The 21116-nt window shown below is 39.6% G+C and carries 19 protein-coding genes; 18 read left to right on the top strand and 1 reads right to left on the bottom strand.

Annotated elements, in window-relative coordinates:
* The 18 genes from BACFIN_RS06655 to BACFIN_RS06580 form a co-directional block, all read left to right on the top strand.
* Positions 1-887 (top strand): acyltransferase family protein (locus tag BACFIN_RS06655; RefSeq protein ID WP_007755371.1); only part of this gene is annotated, 887 nt, incomplete at its 5' end.
* Complete coding sequence (locus BACFIN_RS06650) at positions 871-2028, top strand: glycosyltransferase family 4 protein (RefSeq protein ID WP_007755374.1); 1158 nt, start codon at positions 871-873, stop codon at positions 2026-2028. The genes BACFIN_RS06655 and BACFIN_RS06650, both read left to right, overlap by 17 nt.
* Positions 2025-3209, top strand: a complete 1185-nt coding sequence (locus BACFIN_RS06645) for an O-antigen ligase family protein (protein WP_007755377.1) — start codon at positions 2025-2027, stop codon at positions 3207-3209. Before BACFIN_RS06650 ends, BACFIN_RS06645 begins: the two co-directional genes overlap by 4 nt.
* Positions 3210-3211: 2 nt before the next feature.
* Entirely contained in the window at positions 3212-4261 is a 1050-nt protein-coding gene (locus tag BACFIN_RS06640) for a GNAT family N-acetyltransferase (RefSeq protein WP_007755380.1), read from the top strand.
* Complete coding sequence (locus BACFIN_RS21270; RefSeq protein ID WP_007755383.1) at positions 4261-5322, top strand: glycosyltransferase family 4 protein; 1062 nt, start codon at positions 4261-4263, stop codon at positions 5320-5322. Before BACFIN_RS06640 ends, BACFIN_RS21270 begins: the two co-directional genes overlap by 1 nt.
* Complete coding sequence (locus BACFIN_RS21275; protein WP_007755386.1) at positions 5319-6047, top strand: polysaccharide deacetylase family protein; 729 nt, start codon at positions 5319-5321, stop codon at positions 6045-6047. Before BACFIN_RS21270 ends, BACFIN_RS21275 begins: the two co-directional genes overlap by 4 nt.
* 5 nt (positions 6048-6052) lie before the next feature.
* Positions 6053-7144, top strand: a complete 1092-nt coding sequence (locus BACFIN_RS06635) for a glycosyltransferase (protein ID WP_007755388.1) — start codon at positions 6053-6055, stop codon at positions 7142-7144.
* A gap of 29 nt (positions 7145-7173) precedes the next feature.
* Positions 7174-8064 (top strand): glycosyltransferase family 2 protein, encoded by an 891-nt coding sequence (locus BACFIN_RS06630; protein WP_007755391.1) that lies wholly within the window; start codon positions 7174-7176, stop codon positions 8062-8064.
* The gene (locus BACFIN_RS06625; RefSeq protein ID WP_007755399.1) at positions 8061-9290 is read left to right on the top strand and encodes a glycosyltransferase family 4 protein; all 1230 of its coding nucleotides are present in this window, start codon (positions 8061-8063) and stop codon (positions 9288-9290) included. Before BACFIN_RS06630 ends, BACFIN_RS06625 begins: the two co-directional genes overlap by 4 nt.
* On the top strand, positions 9287-10225 hold the full coding sequence (locus BACFIN_RS06620) for an NAD-dependent epimerase/dehydratase family protein (RefSeq protein WP_007755401.1): 939 nt from the start codon (positions 9287-9289) through the stop codon (positions 10223-10225). The genes BACFIN_RS06625 and BACFIN_RS06620 overlap by 4 nt, the downstream gene beginning before the upstream one ends.
* Positions 10226-10227: 2 nt before the next feature.
* Positions 10228-11205 carry an MraY family glycosyltransferase gene (locus BACFIN_RS06615; protein WP_007755403.1) on the top strand — a complete coding sequence of 326 codons (978 nt, stop codon included), beginning with the start codon at positions 10228-10230 and terminating at the stop codon, positions 11203-11205.
* A 2-nt stretch (positions 11206-11207) separates the two neighbouring features.
* On the top strand, positions 11208-11603 hold the full coding sequence (locus tag BACFIN_RS06610; protein ID WP_007755406.1) for a WbuC family cupin fold metalloprotein: 396 nt from the start codon (positions 11208-11210) through the stop codon (positions 11601-11603).
* Between the two features lie 572 nt (positions 11604-12175).
* Positions 12176-13747, top strand: a complete 1572-nt coding sequence (locus BACFIN_RS06605; RefSeq protein WP_050761290.1) for an ATP-binding protein — start codon at positions 12176-12178, stop codon at positions 13745-13747.
* Between the two features lie 161 nt (positions 13748-13908).
* On the top strand, positions 13909-16230 hold the full coding sequence (locus BACFIN_RS06600; RefSeq protein WP_007755410.1) for a transglycosylase domain-containing protein: 2322 nt from the start codon (positions 13909-13911) through the stop codon (positions 16228-16230).
* 4 nt (positions 16231-16234) lie between these two features.
* Positions 16235-16621, top strand: a complete 387-nt coding sequence (locus tag BACFIN_RS06595) for a 2-amino-4-hydroxy-6-hydroxymethyldihydropteridine diphosphokinase (protein WP_022276363.1) — start codon at positions 16235-16237, stop codon at positions 16619-16621.
* Positions 16622-17374 (top strand): 3-deoxy-manno-octulosonate cytidylyltransferase, encoded by a 753-nt coding sequence (gene kdsB, locus BACFIN_RS06590; protein ID WP_007755418.1) that lies wholly within the window; start codon positions 16622-16624, stop codon positions 17372-17374.
* Between the two features lie 5 nt (positions 17375-17379).
* Complete coding sequence (locus tag BACFIN_RS06585) at positions 17380-18663, top strand: M16 family metallopeptidase (protein WP_032839762.1); 1284 nt, start codon at positions 17380-17382, stop codon at positions 18661-18663.
* 86 nt (positions 18664-18749) lie between these two features.
* Positions 18750-19919 (top strand): MORN repeat-containing protein, encoded by a 1170-nt coding sequence (locus BACFIN_RS06580; RefSeq protein WP_007755423.1) that lies wholly within the window; start codon positions 18750-18752, stop codon positions 19917-19919.
* Between the two features lie 134 nt (positions 19920-20053).
* Here BACFIN_RS06580 and BACFIN_RS06575 read toward each other — a convergent pair whose 3' ends face one another.
* The gene (locus BACFIN_RS06575) at positions 20054-20992 is read right to left on the bottom strand and encodes a ribose-phosphate pyrophosphokinase (RefSeq protein ID WP_007755426.1); all 939 of its coding nucleotides are present in this window, start codon (positions 20990-20992) and stop codon (positions 20054-20056) included.
* Positions 20993-21116: the final 124 nt, after the last annotated feature.

Raw genomic sequence — 21116 nt, forward strand, 5'->3', positions numbered from 1 at the left:
GGGGTTACGCTATACTGATAATAATGCTTTGCCACATTGCAGGGTGTTGGAATTTTGTAGGGTTCACTCCCTTCGGTGGCATAGGAGTAGCAATGTTTCTTTTTTTATCCGGTTATGGACTTAATGAATCATGGAAGAAAAATGGGCTAAAATCGTTTTGGAAGAAAAAAGTGCTGTGTGTTATTTTTCCATATGTGCTATTTAGGATGATATGGTTGATGATAGATGGTTCTATATTAGATGGAAGTGCATATTTTTCTATCGTCAATTGTTCACATTCTTCTTTTTGGTATATTGATTATTTGGTAAGGTGTTATATAGCTTTTTATATTAGTAATAAGTTACTTAACGGTAAGTACAAGTTATTATTGCTTTTACTTTTTGCGATCTATTCATTTTCGTGTCTTTCATCACTATGTGCTGAACAAGCTTTTAGTTTCTTGGTGGGAGTTATAGTATCGGAGAGGAAGAGAGTGATAGATTGCGTGCCTTTTAGAAAAGTGTGCTTTTATAATAGTTTTTTGCTCTTACTAGGTATAGGTTGTCTTGCGCTTAAACAACTCTCTTTTATGAGGGATTTATCGAATACTCATTGGTTTCTGTTATGTGAATTGGGAATAAAATTGCCTTTAGGAATATCTTTCATGACATTACTCTATTTAATGAGGAATATGGTAAATTCACAGGTTATAGTGATGTTTGGGACTATAAGTTTGGAACTCTATCTGATTCATATTTGGTTGGTAAAATATATTGTAAAGGATAGTGTCTTTCAAGGTTTGGCATTGATAATTGTAAGTGCTTTATTGGCTTATAGCTTTAATAAAATGTGCAACTATTGTACGAATTTATTAGTGGCGGATAAAAGAAATGATAATGCGAATTGATTATAAACCTATATATTTAGTTATTACGCCGTTTTTCCCTTCAGCGCAGTCATTTCGTGGTCCTTACGTGTATGATCAAGTAAAGGCAATAATGTGTGACGGTCGTTATCGGGTAATTGTGATGATGCCTGACTCCTGGATGCACAAAGTGGGGGAGTATGAATACGATGGTATTAATGTACATCGTTTTGTGCAGTATGACTTGCCGACAAATGCGTGGCCGGGGGCGGGGGATTATTTCAGTCTACATTCTTTTAGCAAAGCTTTGAAACGTATCAATATTAAATATGAAGACATAGCTGTAGTGCATTCTCATGTAACAAGTTTAGCAAAGTATGCTGATTATGTAAAATCTAAGAATCCCCGGACAAAAACGATTCTGCAACATCATGGATATGACGTACTTAGCATTACCGATGGACGTTTTGCTGATAGGCAATGGCATAAGAGGCGTTGTATAAGTTATGGCGTGAAGTTGTGTAACAGAATTGATTTACATGTGGGAGTAAGTAAGGAGATATTACGCTATCTTGCTGAGTATGATGGTATAAAACTTAAAGATACTTATGTCTTATACAATGGGGTAGATAAAACTAAATTTTATTCAACAAATGGATCACATTCCGGTTTTCATATTGGATGTGTGGCAAATTTCTGGCCAATTAAAGACCAGATAACATTAATAAAGGCTGTAGAAATATTGCTTAAGGAAGGATTTGAAGACATAAAAGTTACATTTATTGGTACGGGGGTAACTAGAACAGAGTGTGAGGAGTATGTGCAAAGACAAGAATTGAATAATTATTTTGAATTTAAAAATGAAGTTGATCATCGCCAGCTAAATGCTTTCTATAATACTTTAGATTTGTTTGTTCTTCCATCTTATTGGGACGCATTTGGATGTGTATATACTGAGGCTTATGCTTGTGGAGTACCTTTTATGACGGCCAAAGGTTCTGGTATCACTGAATATATACGAGAAGAAGATTTTGATAATTGGGTAATTGAACCACACGACTATAAGGCACTTGCTCGAAATATAGGTCGCTACATTAAAACCAGAGAAAGGCAAATACTTAAATATCCTATAGATATAAATAAGCTTATACAGCCATTTATGAATTACTTAACACAAAAATGAATAGCAATATTATTTTAATTTTATCTGTAATCATTGCATTCTCAAATTCACTATGTATTGGGCTTCCTATACCTCAGGCTGCTTATTACGGATGGTTTGCTTTTATTGGTTTAATAGGTATTATCAATGGTGTAAGGATTAATGTTACAATGGTATTATTTATAATAGCATGTGTTTTGTCTATTCTTGCCAATGATATTCCATCCATATTTCAGGCTGAATATAGGTTGATTTCTTTTTGTTTGATGATTTTGGCAATTGGACCATTAAATGAAGGAAATTCATTGAATAAATTTAAATGGAATTTGTATGGTTTAATAAACAAGGTCATTATAGTCGGTACATTAATTTCGTTTGGTGGATACTTGGTGCATATTCCATTATTTCATGGATGGTCCGGATTTAATGGATTTACTAATCATAGTATGACAATGAGTAGTATTGGTGGTATATCATCTTTACTTTGCTTTAAGTTATTTCTTGATGAGACAAATAACCCTGATACAACTTTCCGGAAAAAATGGGGCTTCTTGGGTGCATCTGTTGCATCTGTTCTTGTTTGTTTTTTAGGTGCATCTCGTGCTGCATTGGGAGCTACGTTTGTAGCACTATTCTTTTATTTATGGTTTTATTTGGGCAATGTGGGTAAATTCATGAAATATTTAATTGTGGCTTTATTTCTTGTGGTTATCTCATCTCCCGTGTGGTATCCTTATACTGAAAAAGTGCGTGAAAAAACAGAGGCGCGTAATGCAATGGGAGGGCAGTTTTCGAGTAGGGATGATATGTGGAATGCTAGAAAAGCAGAGTTTGAATCGAACCCAGTTTTGGGAATAGGATTTTCTAGTGTCGACCTTAAGAAGTCGTCTGATAGTGTGCGTGCCAATGGTGGTATTGAACCTGGTACCAGTTGGTTGTTTATGTTGTCATCTGTTGGACTATTAGGAACATTATTCTTTGCCATATTAGCACTAAAACCAATAATAAAGTATATGTTCAATGCAAAAAGGTATCCATTACAATTGCTGTTAGTGATAACTTTATTGGTATGGCGAAGTATCCATCTTTTTGCGGAGGGATATATTATGGCTGCAGGTGATTTTTCTTTTTTGCATGTGTGGATATTAATAGCTTTGGCTAATGTAATCGTGGATAATAAATATAAAATAACACAAGAGTAAATATGATAGAAATAATAGATACTATTGATAAGTTCAAGACTTTAGAGATTGAATGGAATTCATTATTTCATAATGCTAATGATGTAACATTTTTCCAAACATTTAAGTATAATTGGATTGCTTGGGAGACGTTTGCAACCCCAAATGATAAACTTTATATTATAATATACCGTACTAATGATAAAGAATTACAGGCTATATTCCCTTTTTACATAAATGGAAAGGGATTCCTAAAGTTTATTAATGATAGACATACCGACTTTTGTAATATTATTATATCAAAAGAAGTTGTAGCTATATATAATTTAATGAACGATGTCTGGAAATTTGTAGAGGAAGATAAGTTGATAAGGTTTCTGTTACTTGATAATGTAGTTTCCAATTCTCCTATTTTGGCGTATTGGAAAGTGTTTCAAGGTAATGCTTTCGTTTTTTCGCAAACAGAACACTCATGGTTAAACTGTCCTAAGTCTGAGAGCATTTTTAGTGAGTTTCGACACTTAAATGCCAAAGAACGAAAACGTTTGGTTACGCTTGACAAGAAATCGGTTCAATGTAATATGAAAATCTTTAATATTGCCAATGAACCTTATCCGGAACATGTGATAAATCGAATTATACAATTGATGATTGATTCTGGTTTACGTTCGTCATCGTATTTAAACGATACAATGAGGTTATTTATGCGTAAACTTTATGAGAATGGGTTGGTAGAATTACCTGTCCTATATGACAATGGTGAGCCGATATCTTTAGGTTTTGTATTTGTGAATGAGCAGAGAACTTATAGTATGAGATGGGTGATATTGTATAAATCAGGACAATTCAATTTGTGGAATAATGTGAGGTATATTGTTGAAAAATCTCAAATAGGTAGCTCTGTTGTTGATTTTGGTCGCGGTGGCTATGATTATAAGATGCAAAATTTCCGTCCCCAAGTAGAAAATCTCTATCGCTTTATGGCATCTAAAACCAAGTGGGGGAATTGGTATGTGCTGTTTAAGATTGCTGCTTCACATATGCGTAAAACTTTAAAAAAATATAAAGGCTGATGAAGGTTTTTGCTTTTCTTGCTGAACCAGCCAGTTATACAGTAGACCGAAATCTTAAAGTCTATGTGCCAATGGGAATAGATTACTGTTATTTATTGGGCGATAGCGAGGCAAAAAACACGGGGGGTGAGGGTAAAAAGGATGTGTTTGCAGACCTATCGAAATGGCAACAATGGTGTTATATGAGGCGTATACTTAAGAAGTATGATACTATTATATTTAACGGATACACTGGCTTGTCGTTTTTGATGTTGTTTGTTTTGAATTTGTGGTATAGTAAATCCATTGGAATAGACTCTGATACTCAGTATCGGGAACCGGTAGGACTGTTTAAACGATGGGGAAAGCGCATATATTTAAGCATAGTGTTTGGAAACAAACATACCTATGGTCTTGCTGGTGGTAATTATACACATAAAGACCTGTTTCGTAAGTTTGGTATGGCCCAGGAGAGAATTCTGTTAATGCCGATGGTGGTGGATAATGTACATTTTGATAATAAGAAGTACAAACAGAAGCCAACAGATATAATGTGTTTTGTATATGTGGGGCGATTGATAGAGTGTAAGAATATAGACTTTATGATTCGTTCATTTCTGGCTTATCACCAAAAATATGAAAATAGTGAACTGCATATCGTGGGAAAAGGGGCTTTTGGTGAGGTACTTAAAAAGAAATATGAGTCATATGGATCTGTTTTTTTCGATGGACCAAAGTATGGTGACGATCTATTGAATGTTTATCGTCAAAATCATGTGTTGATATTACCTTCTACTTACGAACCTTGGGGATTGGTTGTTAACGAGGCTATGGCAGCGGGTATGCCAGTGTTAGTGAGTAACGAGGTGGGAGCACATTACGATCTTGTAGATGGTAACGATACAGGCTTTGTTTTTGATGCATATAGTGAGCAGTCACTTGTGGATGCCATGAGGCAAATATCAAATATAGATACATACAAGAAGTATTCTGATAATGCGTATAACTTTATGCACAATCACTGGAATTATTCGCTCTACCGTAAATGTTTGGAAGATTTTATAAACAAAACTACACGATGAGAAAAATAATAAAAAAAACTCTGTTATGCTTTTCGAGCATATTGCACCATAATAAGAAGAGTAAAATAGTGTATTATCACGATGTGTACGGCGATAAAAAATATACAGATATGGGTACTTCGCTTAGTACGTTTGCACAACATATTAAGGTGATACATGATGAGGGATTTATCATAAAAGCGAAAATACAGAATCCTGATAAAGAGGTGATGATATGCTTTGACGATGGATTCCGTGGCATTTATGATACCAGACAGTTTTTTATAGATAATGGTTTGTGTCCAACAGTATTTCTTGCAATAAGCTTAATAGGAAAACCGGGGTATCTTAATAAAGACGAAATTCTTGAACTTCAAAAAGCAGGTTTTATATTTCAGTGTCATGCTTGGAGCCACAGTGATTTAACTAAATTCACTAAAGAGGAGTTGGTACGCGAACTTTGTGAATCGAAAAAGGAGCTCACGGAATTGCTGGGTAAAACAGTGGATGAGATATGTTTCCCAATAGGTTATTTTTCACAATTAGTACTTGATGAGTGTAAACGTTATGGTTACAACACTATGTATTCTAGTATACCAGGTAATTATTTTGACCAACTGTATGCGGATGGTTTGCGGACTCGTAACCTGTTGCAGTTTGCTGATGCCAATGACGCAAAACTTATACTGCATGGTGGTAATGATATGATACATAATAGATATGTTAAAATGCACTGGAGAGGATAATATTTATGAATATTTTCGTAATTGCCACAACCTTACAAGCTGGGGGAGGTATAACAATATATAAGCAGTTCTTATCGCATCTGCCAAAGTATATAGGACAAAATAAGTATTGGATATTTATTAATCCTGTGCTGCCGAAAGTGGCGATAGAGGGAGTAACATATATATCTTTTCCTCTACAATCCAAGTTAAAACGGATTTTGTTTGAAGGTAAATTGCTACAAAATGAAATTGTAAAATTGGGAGTAAAGCCCGATGTTGTGGTTTCACTTCAGAATAATGGATATAAGAAGATCGGGGGAGGTAAGCAGATTGTTTATTTTCATCAGTCGTTGCCGTTATATCCGGGAGCTTACAATCCTCTCAAATGTACAGAAAGAATGCTGTTTAATTATAAGCATATTTTTCCTCGCATAGTAAAGCGTACATGGGTTAAAAATACACAGTTTGTTGTACAAACACCTATTGTGAAGAAACGCTTTGTATCATACTTTAATGTTCCTACGGAAAATGTTCGTGTATGTTTTCCGGATGTTGAGAAGGTGGATGTTACACAGTGTAAAACCTATAATTGGGAAGATAATAAGAAACATTTCATATTTGTTGGTGATGATTCTAAATATCGTAATGGTTGCACTTTGGCAAAAGCCATGGGAATATTAAGTAAACAAAATCCGGCATTGGCGGAGGATATAAAAATTCATGTAACAAGTTCTGCAGAAAAAGCTCCTATAATGTACAATGAAGTAGTTAAGAATGGTGTAGACAAAAATTTCGTATTTGAAGGTATTATAAAGCATGATAATTTATTGAGTTACTATAAATCTGCTGCAGCTTTAGTTTTTCCGAGTTCGATTGAGACAGTCGGTTTGCCATTACTTGAAGCGGCAGCCTTTGGACTTCCGGTTTTGGCGGCTGATGTAGATTATGCTTATGAAGTGTTGAATGGTTATGATGGAGTAGTTTATACTGATGTGTATGATTATGAAGCTTGGGCAAAGAATATAGTAGCGTTTAGTATAAATCATAAACGATATAAACCTTTGCCACAAGAACGAGAAAGTGACTGGGGTGTTTTTTTTGATTTGATAAAGTAGACATTAAGTTAAAATAACTTCAAATAAAAATGTTAGACCTTTCTGTAATAATCCTCACATATAATGAGGAAAGACACATTGCACGAAGTATTGATAATGTTAAACGTATAGCAAAACAGGTATATGTAGTAGATAGTTACTCAACTGATAAAACTTGTGACATTGCGCGTGAGCATGGTGCGGTAGTGTTACAAAACAAGTATGTGAATCAGGCACAGCAATTTATTTGGGCAATGGAAAATTGTCCTGTTAAAACGGAATGGACCATGCGTTTGGACGCTGACGAATACCTTACTGATGAACTTATAGAAGAGGTAGAGAAGAAGTTACCTTTGCTGCCTGCTAATGTTGCAGGTTGCATGTTACCGCGCAATGTAGTGCTATTTGGGCGTGAATTAAAGCATGGGAAACTACGTACAATCCGTTTGATGCGTTTATGGCGTACAGGAAAGGCAATGATGGAACAGCGTTGGATGGATGAACAAATTTATGTTACCGAAGGTGATACAGTAGATATGAAGCATCGATTTATTGATGAAAATTTGAATGGACTCACTGAATGGACTCAAAAGCACAACAACTATGCCAACCGTGAGATTGTGGCTGCTTATGAAGGTTATTGGAACGACATTGTATTGGGAGGGAATGGATTGGAGAGCCGTAACAGGGAGAAAGGGAAGTATTATAAACTGCCCAAATTCTTGCGTGCATTCATGTATTTCTTCGTTCGCTACATCTGCTTTGGTGGTTTTCTTGATGGCAAGCCCGGTTTTATTTGGGCTACATTGCAGGCATATTGGTACAGGTATCTTATAGATGCCAAGATTGAGGAGATGGAATATTATATAGGAAAGAACCCTACACCGCAAGAGATGCGGACATATTTTAAGGAACGATTTAATATAAACGTTGATAAATGAGCAAGAAAGTCTTAATTCACAGTCTTATCTTCAGCCCAGATGGTGTTTCCACTGCATATCTTTATAACGATATCGCACTTAGATTTCAAAAAGAAGGTTATGAGGTAGTAGTGCTTTCTACAACACCGCACTTTAATGTAGTAGAGGAACAACTGGCAAAGCAACCGCTAAAGTGGAAAATCCCCGGAATTTATAAGGAAAGTGATTTTCATGGTATAAAGGTAATGCATGTGCCACAAAAGAAGTTCAAGAGCACTGCATTGCGTATTCTTGGTTTTGTTTATTGGCACATCATTTCGTTTCTCCTTGGTTTGTGCATACGCAATGTTAGTGTAATAGTGTCGCCCTCGCCACCTCTCAGCATAGGAATGCTTAATCTCATCCTCGGTAAATTAAAAGGCTGCAAAGTTATATATAATGTACAGGAAATTTATCCCGATATCCTAAAGAAGAAAACAGGACCGATAATCGCTTGTTTAAAGAAAGTCGAACGTTGCATTTACAACAAGTCTGCTGCAATCACTACCATTGACGATGTTTTCTATAATACGATTGTGAGTCGTTTTGAAGATCCGAATAAGCTACACATCATTCCCAACTTCGTAGATACTGACCTCTATAACCCGACTAATGTAGAACCTCTTGACGAGAATATCTTTCCTAAAACCGATTCTTTGAAATTGCTTTATGCCGGGAATATAGGACATGCGCAAGACTGGCGTCCGCTGGTGGCATTGGTCGACAAAACAAAGGATTTGAATGTTGAGTACTTTGTGATAGGTATGGGGGTACAACGATCATACTTGGAACAACAGAAAGCAGAGAAGGGACTGGACAAGTTGCATGTACTCGATTATCAACCTCGCCATCTGATGCCGAGTATATTGGCATACAGTGACGTGCAGTTCATCTTTATGGCACCCGAAATGGAAATGATGGGATTTCCGTCTAAAGTGTATACCATTATGGCTTGTGAAAGACCGTTGCTTATATGTTCTGGAGACAAAACACCTATCGTAAACTTCACTAAGGATTATAATTGTGCAAAGCTTATTACTGAGAAGGACTTTGATAAGAAGGTAGATGAAATGGCACAATGGCTGGCATCGGTGTCGCGTGAAGAGCTTCAGAAAATGGGGCGTAACGGATATGATGTGATACAGCGCTATTACACAAAAGAAAAGGTAACAAAACAATACGTTGATTTGGTAAATAAAATATTATGAAGATACTTATAACCGGAATTCACGGCTTTGTAGGGGGGAATTTGGTAAAAGCTTTGGGGCAAAGTAATGAAATTTACGGCCTTGATATCGTAGCGCCTGAAAAGGAGGGTGTGGTCAAGACCTTTTCCTGGGATGATCTTGACGAAAATAAGATTCCACAAGTAGATGCCGTTATCCATCTTGCCGGCAAGGCACATGATTTGAAGAAAACTTTTGGGCCGGAAGTGTATTTTAAGGTAAATACGGGGCTCACTCAAAAGATGTATGACTGGTTTCTTAAATCATCGGCCGGGAAGTTCATTTTCTTTTCATCGGTGAAAGCGGCTGCTGACTTTGTCCCTGGTGATATTCTGACTGAAGATGTTGTTCCCAATCCAGTAGGACCTTATGGTGAATCGAAGATCAAAGCTGAAGAATATATCCTATCTCATCCGGCCGCAGATAAGCAAGTGTATATCCTGCGTCCCTGTATGATACATGGTCCCGGAAACAAGGGGAATCTCAATCTGCTCTATGGAGTGGTGAAAAAAGGAGTACCCTGGCCTTTGGGGGCTTTTGAAAATCACCGCTGCTTTACCTCTATTGACAACCTTTGTTTTGTCATAAAAGGGCTGCTTGTTAAGGAAGTGGAATCTGGCATTTATAATATGTGTGACGATGAAGCGTTATCGACCAACGGACTTATTACAGTTATCTGCAAGGCTTTGGGTAAGAAAGCACGTATTTGGTATCTGCCCAAAGGGCTGATGAATGGTATGGCGAAGGTGGGAGATGGGTTGCACCTGCCACTAAACTCGGAGCGTTTGACAAAGCTAACTGAAGACTATGTGGTTAGCAATGCTAAAATAAAAAAGGCACTGGGTATAGATAAAATGCCCATACGTGCCGAAGAAGGACTTACACAAACCATTAAATCATTTACAAATACAAAATAAGTATGGTTGTATATCTGTTAATAGCAGTATTATTGCTTGTTCTTGAATGGGTCTATTTTAAGATTGCCGACAAGTTTAACATTATAGACAAACCCAACTTGCGTTCATCGCACAGTACTATTGTGTTGCGTGGCGGAGGTATTATTTTCTTGTTTGGAGCCTGGCTTTATGCTGCCTTCTATGGTTTTACATGTCCTTGGTTCCTGTTAGGACTCACTATGTTGGGTGGTATCAGTTTTGCGGATGATATTCATTCGGTATCCAATAAATTTCGCTTGATTGTGCACTTTGTCGCCATGACACTCATGTTCTACCAGTGGGGTATTTTGCTGCCCGAGTATTGGTGGGTGGTTATCATTGCGCTCATAGTATGCACCGGCATTATCAATGCGTATAACTTTATGGATGGAATAAATGGTATTACCGGCGGTTACTCGTTGGCTGTGCTTGTTCCGTTGCTTATTCTCAATTCGCGGGAGGAGTTTGTCGACCGGAATTTCATTATTGTGGCTTTGCTTAGCGTGTTGATATTCTGCTTCTTTAACTTCCGCACTAAGGCAAAATGTTTTGCAGGTGATGTGGGCAGTGTATCCATTGCGTTTATTTTGCTTTACTTTTTAGGTTCTTATATATTAAAAAGCGGAAACTATTGGGCTATTCTGCTGCTAATGGTATATGGCGTTGATAGTGTACTCACTATTCTCCATCGGATATTATTGCATGAAAATATAGGCAAACCTCATCGTAAACATGTTTATCAATTGATGGCCAATGAATTGCATATTAAGCATGTGGTAGTGTCGACCGTCTATATGGTTATGCAATTAATAATCTCTTTGGGGGCTATTTATTTGCCAATGAATAAGTATTTGTATTTAGTTGTAGTGTTGGTATTACTTTGTATCGTCTATGTCTTGTTCAAGAGAAAATATTATCACCTACACGAAGAATATCTACGTGCAAAAGTTAATGATAAATAATTATGGAAATAAATGATAAACTGCTTGATGAACTGTTAGCTCAGGCGGGAACAAATGAGCGGAGGCGTATTAATCTTGATTTGCGTAATGGTGAAGGTGACACTTCGCAGCGTATGCTCAATGCCTTGTTACCGGGAACGCATGTTCCTATTCATCGTCATACTAAAACAATTGAGACTGTCATTCTGCTTAGAGGTCATATAACGGAACTTTTTTATGATGAAAAAGGTGTTGAATGTGCTCGGCATGAATTGAATCCTGCAAGTGGTATTTATGGCGTACAAGTACCTGCCGGAATGTGGCATACTCTTATTGTGCATGAGCCCTCTGTCATTATAGAAATGAAAGATGGAGCCTATGTGCCAATTACTATGGATGACATTTGGCAATATGAATAAGTCGCAAAGCTCCCTATATAAATCGAATTTAATATCAGGTATGGGGAAAGAGTACGGATAACAGAACTATACGTCAAGGTTTGACGTTGACAAAAGGTCGGGAAGAGTACAGTGGTATGTTCCTGACTTATACCCTCATATTAGCATGAAGCTAATATGATTTGTATGTGAGATATATCAACTGTCTGTGAAGATAGTTGATATATTTGTTAGAACAGTGCTTTACGAAGGCTAAAGCATAGCTTTAGAGGTCGTAAAGCACTGCTTTAGGACTTATATAGCACTGTGTTTGTTTGACGATGGGTGTGGCGGGTATGATGAGTTTATCAGGTGCGGTGGTTATGGCGGGTACAGCAGGTACACTTTTTGGGGGCTCTCTATACACACGCACACGTGCGCGCATTAGTTAGGTACGTGCGTACGTGTGTGGAAAAATGCGGGGTGTATTTACTGTACCTTTTGTACCTGTGGAGCTGTTCATATAAAGTAAAAGGAGCAGGCGGGAAAAAGTTTTCTGCCTGCTTTCTTTTTGAACGGATATTTTTTGTAGCTTTGTGAAAAATATGATTGATATGGAAGCTTTGCAAAGATTATACCCCATAGGGATACAGACTTTTTCTGAAATTCGTGAGAAGAATTATCTTTATATCGATAAGACGGAATACGTTTATCGCATGACTTATTTTGCGAAATATGTGTTTCTGAGTCGTCCTCGCCGTTTTGGTAAATCTTTGCTTACTTCTACTTTGCATAGTTATTTCTCTGGTCGTAAGGACCTGTTTCAAGGGTTGGCTATGGAGAGGTTGGAGAAAGAGTGGATAGAATATCCGGTTCTTCATTTTGATATGAGTATGGCGAAGCATGTGGATCAGGAGCGTTTGGAGCGTTTGCTTGACTTTATGCTTTCAGACTATGAGCGGACCTTCGGTCTCGATACAACTGCCGGTGATGCTAATCTGCGATTAACCCGTCTTATCAAGTGTGCTTATGAAAAGACAGGGAAAAAGGTTGTAGTTCTTATAGATGAATATGATGCTCCTTTGCTTGATGTGGTACACGAAAAGGAAAATCTAGGCGTATTACGTAATATCATGCGTAACTTCTATAGTCCTTTGAAAGCTTGTGATCCTTATCTGAAGTATGTGTTTCTGACTGGTATCACCAAGTTCTCTCAGTTGAGTATCTTTAGTGAATTGAATAATATCAAGAATATCAGCATGGATGAGCCATACGCTGCAATTTGCGGAATAACGGAGGATGAGATGCTAACGCAAATGAAAGAGGATATGGAGAGATTGGCTGCGAAATTGAATATTTCCCCTGAAGAGGTCTTGCTGAAGTTGAAGGGGAATTATGACGGTTATCATTTCACTTATCCGTCTCCCGACATCTATAATCCGTTCAGTCTGTTGAATGCTTTTGCGGATGGTAAATTTGGTTCTTACTGGTTCGGTAGCGGTACTCCTACATACTTGATAAAGATGTTGGAAAAGTTCGGTGTTGAACCTTCTGAAGTCGGAGGAAAAACAGCAGCTGTGGAGGATTTTGATGCACCGACGGAGACAATGTCCAGTATTACTCCGCTGTTATATCAGAGCGGTTATATCACCATCAAGGGTTACGATAGCGAGTTGGGACTGTACACATTGGATATTCCTAATAAAGAAGTTAGGGTCGGCTTGATGAGGAGTCTGTTGCCTTATTATGTGTCTACACCTACTGAAAAAACGAATACCATGGTAGCTTATCTTTCCCGTGATATCCGTAATGATGATATGGATTCTGCGTTGCGTCGGCTGCAGACTTTCTTGTTTACCATTCCTTATTGTGACAATACGAGGTATGAAGGTCACTATCAGCAGATGTTCTACATTATTTTCAGCTTATTGGGTTCTTTTGTGGATGTTGAAGTCCGTACCCCCCGTGGTCGAGTGGATGTGGTGCTTCGTACGAAAACAACGCTCTATGTGATGGAATTGAAGCTTGACAAGACTGCCGGTGAAGCTATGGAACAGATCAATCTGAAGAATTATCCTGAACGCTTCGCTTTGTGTGGGCTTCCGGTAGTGAAAGTGGCGATCAACTTTGATAGTGAACGCTGTACGATAGGAGAATGGAAATTACAGACTATTGATAAATGGTGAGTTACTATACGACTCATTCATAATTGGTAACTCTGAATAGATAGAGTTAGGGTGAATGACAGGCGGGAATAAAAATCCCGCCTGTTTTTGTTTGGTCGGCTACTGGATTTTATCTACCTTTGTAACTTAATTAAGTGCATTTTTTATAAGCAAGAAAAAACATGATTCGAAAAATAATAAAAGCTCTTTGGATTTTATTGGCAATCGCAGTAGTGGCTGCCGTCATTATTTTTGTTTCTATTTCGAAAGGTTGGATCGGCTATATGCCTCCAGTGGAGGAACTGGAGAATCCAAGTTATAAATTTGCGACGGAGATCTTTTCTGAGGATGAGAAAGTGCTCGGTACTTGGTCTTATAGTAAGGAAAATCGTGTGTATACAGCCTACAAGGACTTGTCACCCAACATTATTAATGCGTTGATTGCGACAGAAGATGTTCGTTTTGCCGAACACTCGGGGATTGACGCTAAGGCGTTGTTCCGTGCATTTGTGAAACGTGGTTTGTTATTCCAGAAAAATGCGGGTGGGGGAAGTACTTTATCACAGCAGCTTGCCAAGCAGTTGTTTACGGAGAATGTGGCGAGAAATACTCTCCAGCGTCTTTTCCAGAAACCGATTGAGTGGGTGATTGCCGTAAAACTCGAGCGTTATTACACCAAAGAGGAAATTCTGAGTATGTACCTCAATAAGTTTGATTTCCTGAATAATGCTGTCGGTATTAAGACGGCTGCGCATACTTATTTTAACCGTGAACCGAAGGACTTGAAAATAGAGGAAGCGGCTACCTTGGTTGGTATGTGTAAAAATCCGTCACTCTATAATCCTGTTCGTTTTAATGAGCGTTCTCGCGGCCGTCGTAATGTGGTGCTTGGACAGATGCGTAAAGCGGGATATATTACTGAATCCGAATGTGATTCTCTGCAAGCGCTTCCTTTGAAATTGTCGTATAACCGTGTTGACCACAAGGAAGGTTTGGCTACTTATTTCCGTGAATACCTGCGTGGTGTGATGACAGCAACCAAGCCGGTGAAGAGTAATTATCGTGGTTGGCAAATGCAGAAATTCTATGAAGACTCCCTTTCTTGGGAAACGAATCCTCTGTATGGCTGGTGTGCGAAGAATAAAAAGAAGGATGGTTCGAATTATAATGTCTACACGGACGGACTGAAGATTTATACGACTCTCAACTCGCGGATGCAACAATATGCGGAGGAGGCGGTAGAAGAACATTTGAGTTATTTGCAACCTTTGTTTTTCAAAGAAAAAGTAGGAAGTAAGAATGCGCCATACGCAAGAGTGCTGCCTGCGAAACGGGTGGAAGAACTGTTGACGAAGGCTATGAAACAGACTGAGCGTTACCGGCTGATGAAAGAGGCGGGGAATTCTGAACAGGAGATTCGGAAAGCATTCGATACACCGCAGGAAATGACAGTCTTTTCGTGGATGGGAAGCAAGGACACGATTATGACTCCGATGGATTCAATCCGCTATTATAAGTCATTCCTTCGTACCGGCTTTATGTCGATGGATCCTATGAACGGGCATGTGAAAGCTTATGTTGGCGGACCTAATTATACATATTTCCAATATGACATGGCGATGGTAGGACGCCGTCAGGTAGGGTCTACTATCAAACCGTACTTGTATACACTGGCTATGGAGAATAATTTTTCTCCTTGCGACCAGGTGCGCCACGTAGAGCAAACGTTGATTACAGAAACTGGGGAACCATGGTCGCCACGTAATTCCAATAAGAAGCGTTATGGTGAGATGGTTACTCTAAAATGGGGACTGGCTAATTCGGATAACTGGATTTCGGCTTATCTGATGAGCAAACTGAATCCGTATGAATTGGTGCGGCTGATCCATAGTTTCGGAGTGCGCAACAAGGCCATCGACCCGGTTGTTTCACTTTGTCTGGGACCTTGTGAGATTTCTGTCGGAGAGATGGTGAGTGCATATACTGCTTTTGCTAATAGGGGGATTCGGGTGGCTCCTTTGTTTGTGACTCGGATCGAGGACAGTGAAGGTAATGTGATTTCTACGTTTGCGCCACAAATGGATGAGGTGATCAGCACTTCAAGTGTATATAAAATGCTGGTCATGTTGCGTGCCGTTATAAATGAAGGAACGGGCGGACGTGTCCGACGTTATGGAATTACTGCGGATATGGGCGGAAAGACGGGGACGACAAATGAGAACTCGGATAGTTGGTTTATGGGCTTTACCCCTTCGTTGGTGTCCGGCTGTTGGGTTGGAGGTGACGAACGTGATATCCACTTCGGATCGATGACATACGGACAGGGAGCTGCCGCTGCTTTACCTATTTGGGCAAAATATATGAAGAAAGTATTTGATGACCCGACTTTGGGATACGATCAGCAGGAAACTTTTAAACTTCCGGAAGGATTCGATCCTTGTGCCGGTTCGGAGACTCCGGATGGCGAGGTGGAGGAAATGGGACTGGATGATCTTTTCAACTAAAAAGATGCACAAATACATTGTTTGCATAGGGAGCAACTACAATAGAACGGAGAATCTGACTTTTGCCAGGCAGAAACTGGCGGAACAGTTTTCTCCTATCTACCGGGCACCTGAGTTGGAGACGGAACCTTTGTTCTTCAAAAATCCGGCTTTGTTTTCCAATCAAGTGATTATGTTCTTTTCGGATAAGGATGAGGAACTCGTGAAGAGGATACTGAAAGACATAGAACTGGCTTCCGGTCGTCTGCCGGAGGATAAGAAGGAAGAGAAAGTCTGTTTGGATATTGATATACTTTTGTATGATGATAAAATAATAAAACCGGAAGATTGGGAGAGGGAATATGTGCAGCAGTCATTATCCGCTCTTTATTCTTCATTATCTATTAAATAAATGAAATTTCTGGGAATTATACCTGCCCGTTATGCCTCTACCCGTTTCCCTGCGAAACCGTTGGCTATTTTGGGCGGAAAAACAGTGATACAGCGTGTGTATGAACAAGTAGCCGGCATTTTGGATGATGCGTATGTGGCTACTGATGACGAACGAATTGAGAAGGCGGTGAAAGCTTTCGGCGGTAAGGTGGTGATGACTTCTGTTCATCATAAAAGCGGTACGGACCGTTGTTATGAGGCTTGCGTCAAGATTGGAGGGGACTTTGATGTGGTAGTCAATATACAAGGGGACGAGCCTTTTATACAGCCTTCGCAGTTGAATGCCGTGAAAGCTTGTTTTGAAGATCCTACTACACAGATTGCTACATTGGTAAAGCCTTTTACTGCTGATGAGCCGTTTGCCGTACTTGAGAATGTGAACTCTCCCAAAGTGGTAGTCAATGCAAATTGGAATGCCCTGTATTTCAGTCGTTCTATCATCCCTTATCAGCGTAATGCCGAGAAGAAGGATTGGCTGAAAGGACATACCTACTATAAACATATCGGTTTGTATGCTTACCGTACGGAAGTGCTGAGGGAGATAACCGCACTACCGCAATCATCACTTGAGATAGCGGAATCGTTGGAGCAACTGCGCTGGCTGGAAAACGGGTATAAAATAAAAGTGGGGATCAGTGAAGTGGAAACGATTGGAATTGATACTCCACAGGACTTGGCGCGTGCAGAAGAATTTTTGAAAAATAGATTATAATGTTTATGGATCGCACGATACAGCCTGAGATACAACCTCTGAAAAATTTCCATATACAGACTCCCGTCAGGACAACGTTGCCGAATGGTATTCCTCTGACTGTTATTAATGCCGGTGAACAGGAAGTGGTGCGTATGGATGTGCTTTTCTCCGGAGGTCGCTGGCAGCAGTCGCAGAAGTTGCAAGCTTTGTTTACGAACCGTATGTTGCGCGAAGGTACGACGAAATATACGGCTGCCACCATTGCGGAGAAATTGGATTATTATGGTTCGTGGCTAGAACTCTCCAGTTCTTCGGAGTATGCTTATATCACTGTTTATTCATTGAATAAGTATTTAGCGAAAACGTTGGAAGTGGTAGAGTCGATGATTAAGGAACCACTGTTTCCACAAAAGGAGCTTCAAACTATTCTGGATACCAATATCCAGCAATATTTGGTCAATACCTCTAAGGTTGATTTTCTTGCACATCGTAGTTTGCTGAAGTCTCTTTACGGTGAACAACATCCGTGCGGGAAAATAGTGATGGAGGAGGATTATCATACCATAACTCCAGAAGTGCTTCGTGAGTTTTATGAGCGGCATTACCATTCCGGCAATTGCTCCATTTTCTTATCCGGCAAGGTGACGGATGATATCATTAGCCGTGTAACGGATATTTTCGGGATTCCGTTCGGGCAATATCAATTACAGATGCCGAAGTCGAGTTTCCCGTTTGCGGCTATACCTGAGAAGAGGATTTTTACGGAACGTGAAGACGCTATGCAGAGCGCAGTGAAAATGGGATGTACCACTATTACTCGCGAACATCCCGACTATCCGAAGCTGCGTGTGCTGATGACATTGTTCGGAGGTTATTTCGGTAGCCGTCTGATGTCCAACATTCGCGAAGATAAAGGGTATACTTATGGCATATCGGCAGGAGTAGTATTTTATCCGGATAGCGGCTTGCTGATTGTTTCGACGGAGACGGATAATGAATATGTGGAGCCGTTAATACAGGAAGTATATCACGAAATAGACCGGTTGCACCTGGATCCTGTATCTGCAGAAGAGTTGAGGATAGTGCGCAACTATATGTTGGGAGAAATGTGCCGCAGTTATGAATCGCCTTTCTCTCTCTCGGATGCGTGGATATTTATAGCTACTTCCGGTTTGAAGGATGATTACTTCGCACGTTCTTTGCAAGCCGTAAACGAGATTACTCCTGCGGAAATACAGGATTTAGCGCAGCGTTATTTATGCAAAGAGACATTAAAAGAGGTCATTGCAGGTAAAAAGTTGTCATAATTTGCTTTCCGGTAAGGGGCTTTTTGGGAGAGAAGTCGTATCTTTGTCCAAATCGTAATTCTAAAAATGAGTAACAACTAAAATAAATGAAGAAATATCTATATACTACACTTTTATTGGCTCTCCTGGCACAAGAGGGGGTAATGGCACAAGAAAATGAAGGGAAAAAGGGCGGATTCTTCGGAAAGATAAAGGATACATTCTCTACAGAAATAAAGATTGGCAACTATACTTTTAAGGATGGCAGTGTCTATACAGGAGAAATGAAAGGACGCAAACCAAACGGGAAAGGAAAGACGGTCTTTAAAAATGGGGATGTCTACGAGGGTGAATATGTGAAGGGGAAACGTGAAGGGTATGGCATCTATATGTTTCCTGACGGAGAAAAGTACGAAGGACAATGGTATCAGGACCAACAGCACGGAAAAGGTATTTATTATTTTATGAATAACAACCGTTATGACGGTATGTGGTATCAGGACTACCAGCATGGCAAAGGGACAATGTATTATCACAACGGTGACTTGTACGTAGGTGGTTGGGTGAATGATAAGCGTGAGGGTGAAGGTACGTATACTTGGGCGAATGGCGCTAAATATACCGGTCATTGGAAGAATGACAAGAAAAACGGTAAGGGTACTATGAACTGGGATGACGGATGTAAATATGAAGGAGACTGGAAAGATGATGTCCGTCATGGAAAAGGAGTATTTGAATATACTAACGGAGATAAATATGAGGGTGACTGGGCAGATGATATCCAGCATGGAAAGGGTACTTATTTTTTCCATACGGGAGATCGTTACGAGGGTTCTTATCTCTTGGGTGAACGTACGGGTGAGGGAATTTACTATCATGCTAACGGTGATAAGTATGTAGGTAACTTCAAGGATGGTATGCAAGATGGGAAAGGAACTTTTACCTGGTCGAATGGTGCTGTGTACGAAGGTGACTGGAAAAATAACAGATGTGAGGGTAAGGGTATCTATAAATGGAGTAATGGTGATGTGTACGAGGGGGATTGGAAAGATAACCGTCCGAATGGTGAGGGGACTTTAAAGACTGTTGCGGGTATGCAATATAAAGGTGGCTTCGTTGATGGATTGGAAGAAGGCCAAGGGGTTCAGATTGATAAAGACGGTAACCGTTTCGATGGTTTCTTCAAACAAGGAAAGAAGAATGGTCCTTTTGTGGAAACGGATAAAGACGGGAAGATAATCAGAAAGGGAACATACAAATTCGGAAGACTTCAATAAAGTTGAGAATTGAGAGTTGGAAGTTGAAAGTTGGCTGCGCAATGAAGGCAGCGTTATCAAATAAAAATAATCGCAGGTTTAGTTCTTTACTTTACCTGCGATTATTTTTTATTTAGTTGAAAATGAAGTTTCGACTAGATGATATACTGTGAGCTGATTGACTCGTTGTTCATAACTCGTTTGATTGTCTCAGCAAACATATCGGCGATACTTAACTGTTTTACTTTCGCACACTTCTTAGCGTAAGGAATGCTGTCGGTAAATACCATTTCTGTCAGACCGGATTCCTGTACACGGAATGAAGCGGGATCGGACATTACGCAGTGGCTGGCAATAGCACGTACAGACTTTGCGCCGGCTTCCAGCATAATGTTGGCAGCTTTGGTGATTGTTCCGGCTGTGTCTACGATATCGTCGATCAATACTACATTTTTATCTTTCACATCACCGATAATCTGCATGGAAGCAACTTCATTGGCTTTCTCACGCGACTTGTTGCAGAGTACCAACGGTACACCGAGATATTTGGAGAAAGTGCTGGCACGTTTTGAACCTCCTACGTCCGGTGTAGCAATCACCAGATCCTCCAATTTCAATGACTGGATGTAGGGGAGGAATACGGCTGACGCATACAAGTGGTCTACCGGAATATCGAAGAATCCCTGAATCTGGTCTGCGTGCAGGTCCATAGTAATCAGTCGGTCGATACCTGCAACGGAAAGCAGGTCGGCTACTAGTTTAGCTCCGATAGATACACGAGGTTTGTCTTTTCTATCCTGACGAGCCCATCCGAAATAGGGAATTACGGCTACAATGCTCTTTGCTGATGCACGTTTTGCCGCGTCAACCATCAGGAGAAGTTCCATTAAGTTGTCTGAGTTTGGGAATGTGGATTGAACCAAGAATACATGGGCGCCACGAATTGATTCCTCATATGAAACAGCAAATTCGCCATCGGCAAAATGGGTAATGTTCATATTTCCCAGAGGACAATTCAGGCTTGCGCAGATTTTTTCTGCAAGATATCTCGAGTTTGTTCCCGAGAATACCATAAAGGGTGCTTTTTCGCTCATTTTGTAATAGATGTTTTACCTATTTGTTAATTTGCCTGCAAAGGTAGGAATTTCTCTTATTATTTAGAAGGACTTATTGTATAAAAAATCATTTTCTCTCCAACTTATCGGAAATATTTGTAGA

The sequence above is a fragment of the Bacteroides finegoldii DSM 17565 genome, from assembly GCF_000156195.1.
Lineage (GTDB): Bacteria > Bacteroidota > Bacteroidia > Bacteroidales > Bacteroidaceae > Bacteroides > Bacteroides finegoldii.

What these genes read in the sequence shown, in the direction of transcription:
- BACFIN_RS06650 (WP_007755374.1), top strand. Translation starts at nt 871, where the DNA reads ATGATAATGCGAATTGATTATAAACCTATATATTTAGTTATTACGCCG.
- BACFIN_RS06645 (WP_007755377.1), top strand. Translation starts at nt 2,025, where the DNA reads ATGAATAGCAATATTATTTTAATTTTATCTGTAATCATTGCATTCTCA.
- BACFIN_RS06640 (WP_007755380.1), top strand. Translation starts at nt 3,212, where the DNA reads ATGATAGAAATAATAGATACTATTGATAAGTTCAAGACTTTAGAGATT.
- BACFIN_RS21270 (WP_007755383.1), top strand. Translation starts at nt 4,261, where the DNA reads ATGAAGGTTTTTGCTTTTCTTGCTGAACCAGCCAGTTATACAGTAGAC.
- BACFIN_RS21275 (WP_007755386.1), top strand. Translation starts at nt 5,319, where the DNA reads ATGAGAAAAATAATAAAAAAAACTCTGTTATGCTTTTCGAGCATATTG.
- BACFIN_RS06635 (WP_007755388.1), top strand. Translation starts at nt 6,053, where the DNA reads ATGAATATTTTCGTAATTGCCACAACCTTACAAGCTGGGGGAGGTATA.
- BACFIN_RS06630 (WP_007755391.1), top strand. Translation starts at nt 7,174, where the DNA reads ATGTTAGACCTTTCTGTAATAATCCTCACATATAATGAGGAAAGACAC.
- BACFIN_RS06625 (WP_007755399.1), top strand. Translation starts at nt 8,061, where the DNA reads ATGAGCAAGAAAGTCTTAATTCACAGTCTTATCTTCAGCCCAGATGGT.
- BACFIN_RS06620 (WP_007755401.1), top strand. Translation starts at nt 9,287, where the DNA reads ATGAAGATACTTATAACCGGAATTCACGGCTTTGTAGGGGGGAATTTG.
- BACFIN_RS06615 (WP_007755403.1), top strand. Translation starts at nt 10,228, where the DNA reads ATGGTTGTATATCTGTTAATAGCAGTATTATTGCTTGTTCTTGAATGG.
- BACFIN_RS06610 (WP_007755406.1), top strand. Translation starts at nt 11,208, where the DNA reads ATGGAAATAAATGATAAACTGCTTGATGAACTGTTAGCTCAGGCGGGA.
- BACFIN_RS06605 (WP_050761290.1), top strand. Translation starts at nt 12,176, where the DNA reads ATGGAAGCTTTGCAAAGATTATACCCCATAGGGATACAGACTTTTTCT.
- BACFIN_RS06600 (WP_007755410.1), top strand. Translation starts at nt 13,909, where the DNA reads ATGATTCGAAAAATAATAAAAGCTCTTTGGATTTTATTGGCAATCGCA.
- BACFIN_RS06595 (WP_022276363.1), top strand. Translation starts at nt 16,235, where the DNA reads ATGCACAAATACATTGTTTGCATAGGGAGCAACTACAATAGAACGGAG.
- kdsB (WP_007755418.1), top strand. Translation starts at nt 16,622, where the DNA reads ATGAAATTTCTGGGAATTATACCTGCCCGTTATGCCTCTACCCGTTTC.
- BACFIN_RS06585 (WP_032839762.1), top strand. Translation starts at nt 17,380, where the DNA reads ATGGATCGCACGATACAGCCTGAGATACAACCTCTGAAAAATTTCCAT.
- BACFIN_RS06580 (WP_007755423.1), top strand. Translation starts at nt 18,750, where the DNA reads ATGAAGAAATATCTATATACTACACTTTTATTGGCTCTCCTGGCACAA.
- BACFIN_RS06575 (WP_007755426.1), bottom strand. Translation starts at nt 20,992, where the DNA reads ATGAGCGAAAAAGCACCCTTTATGGTATTCTCGGGAACAAACTCGAGA.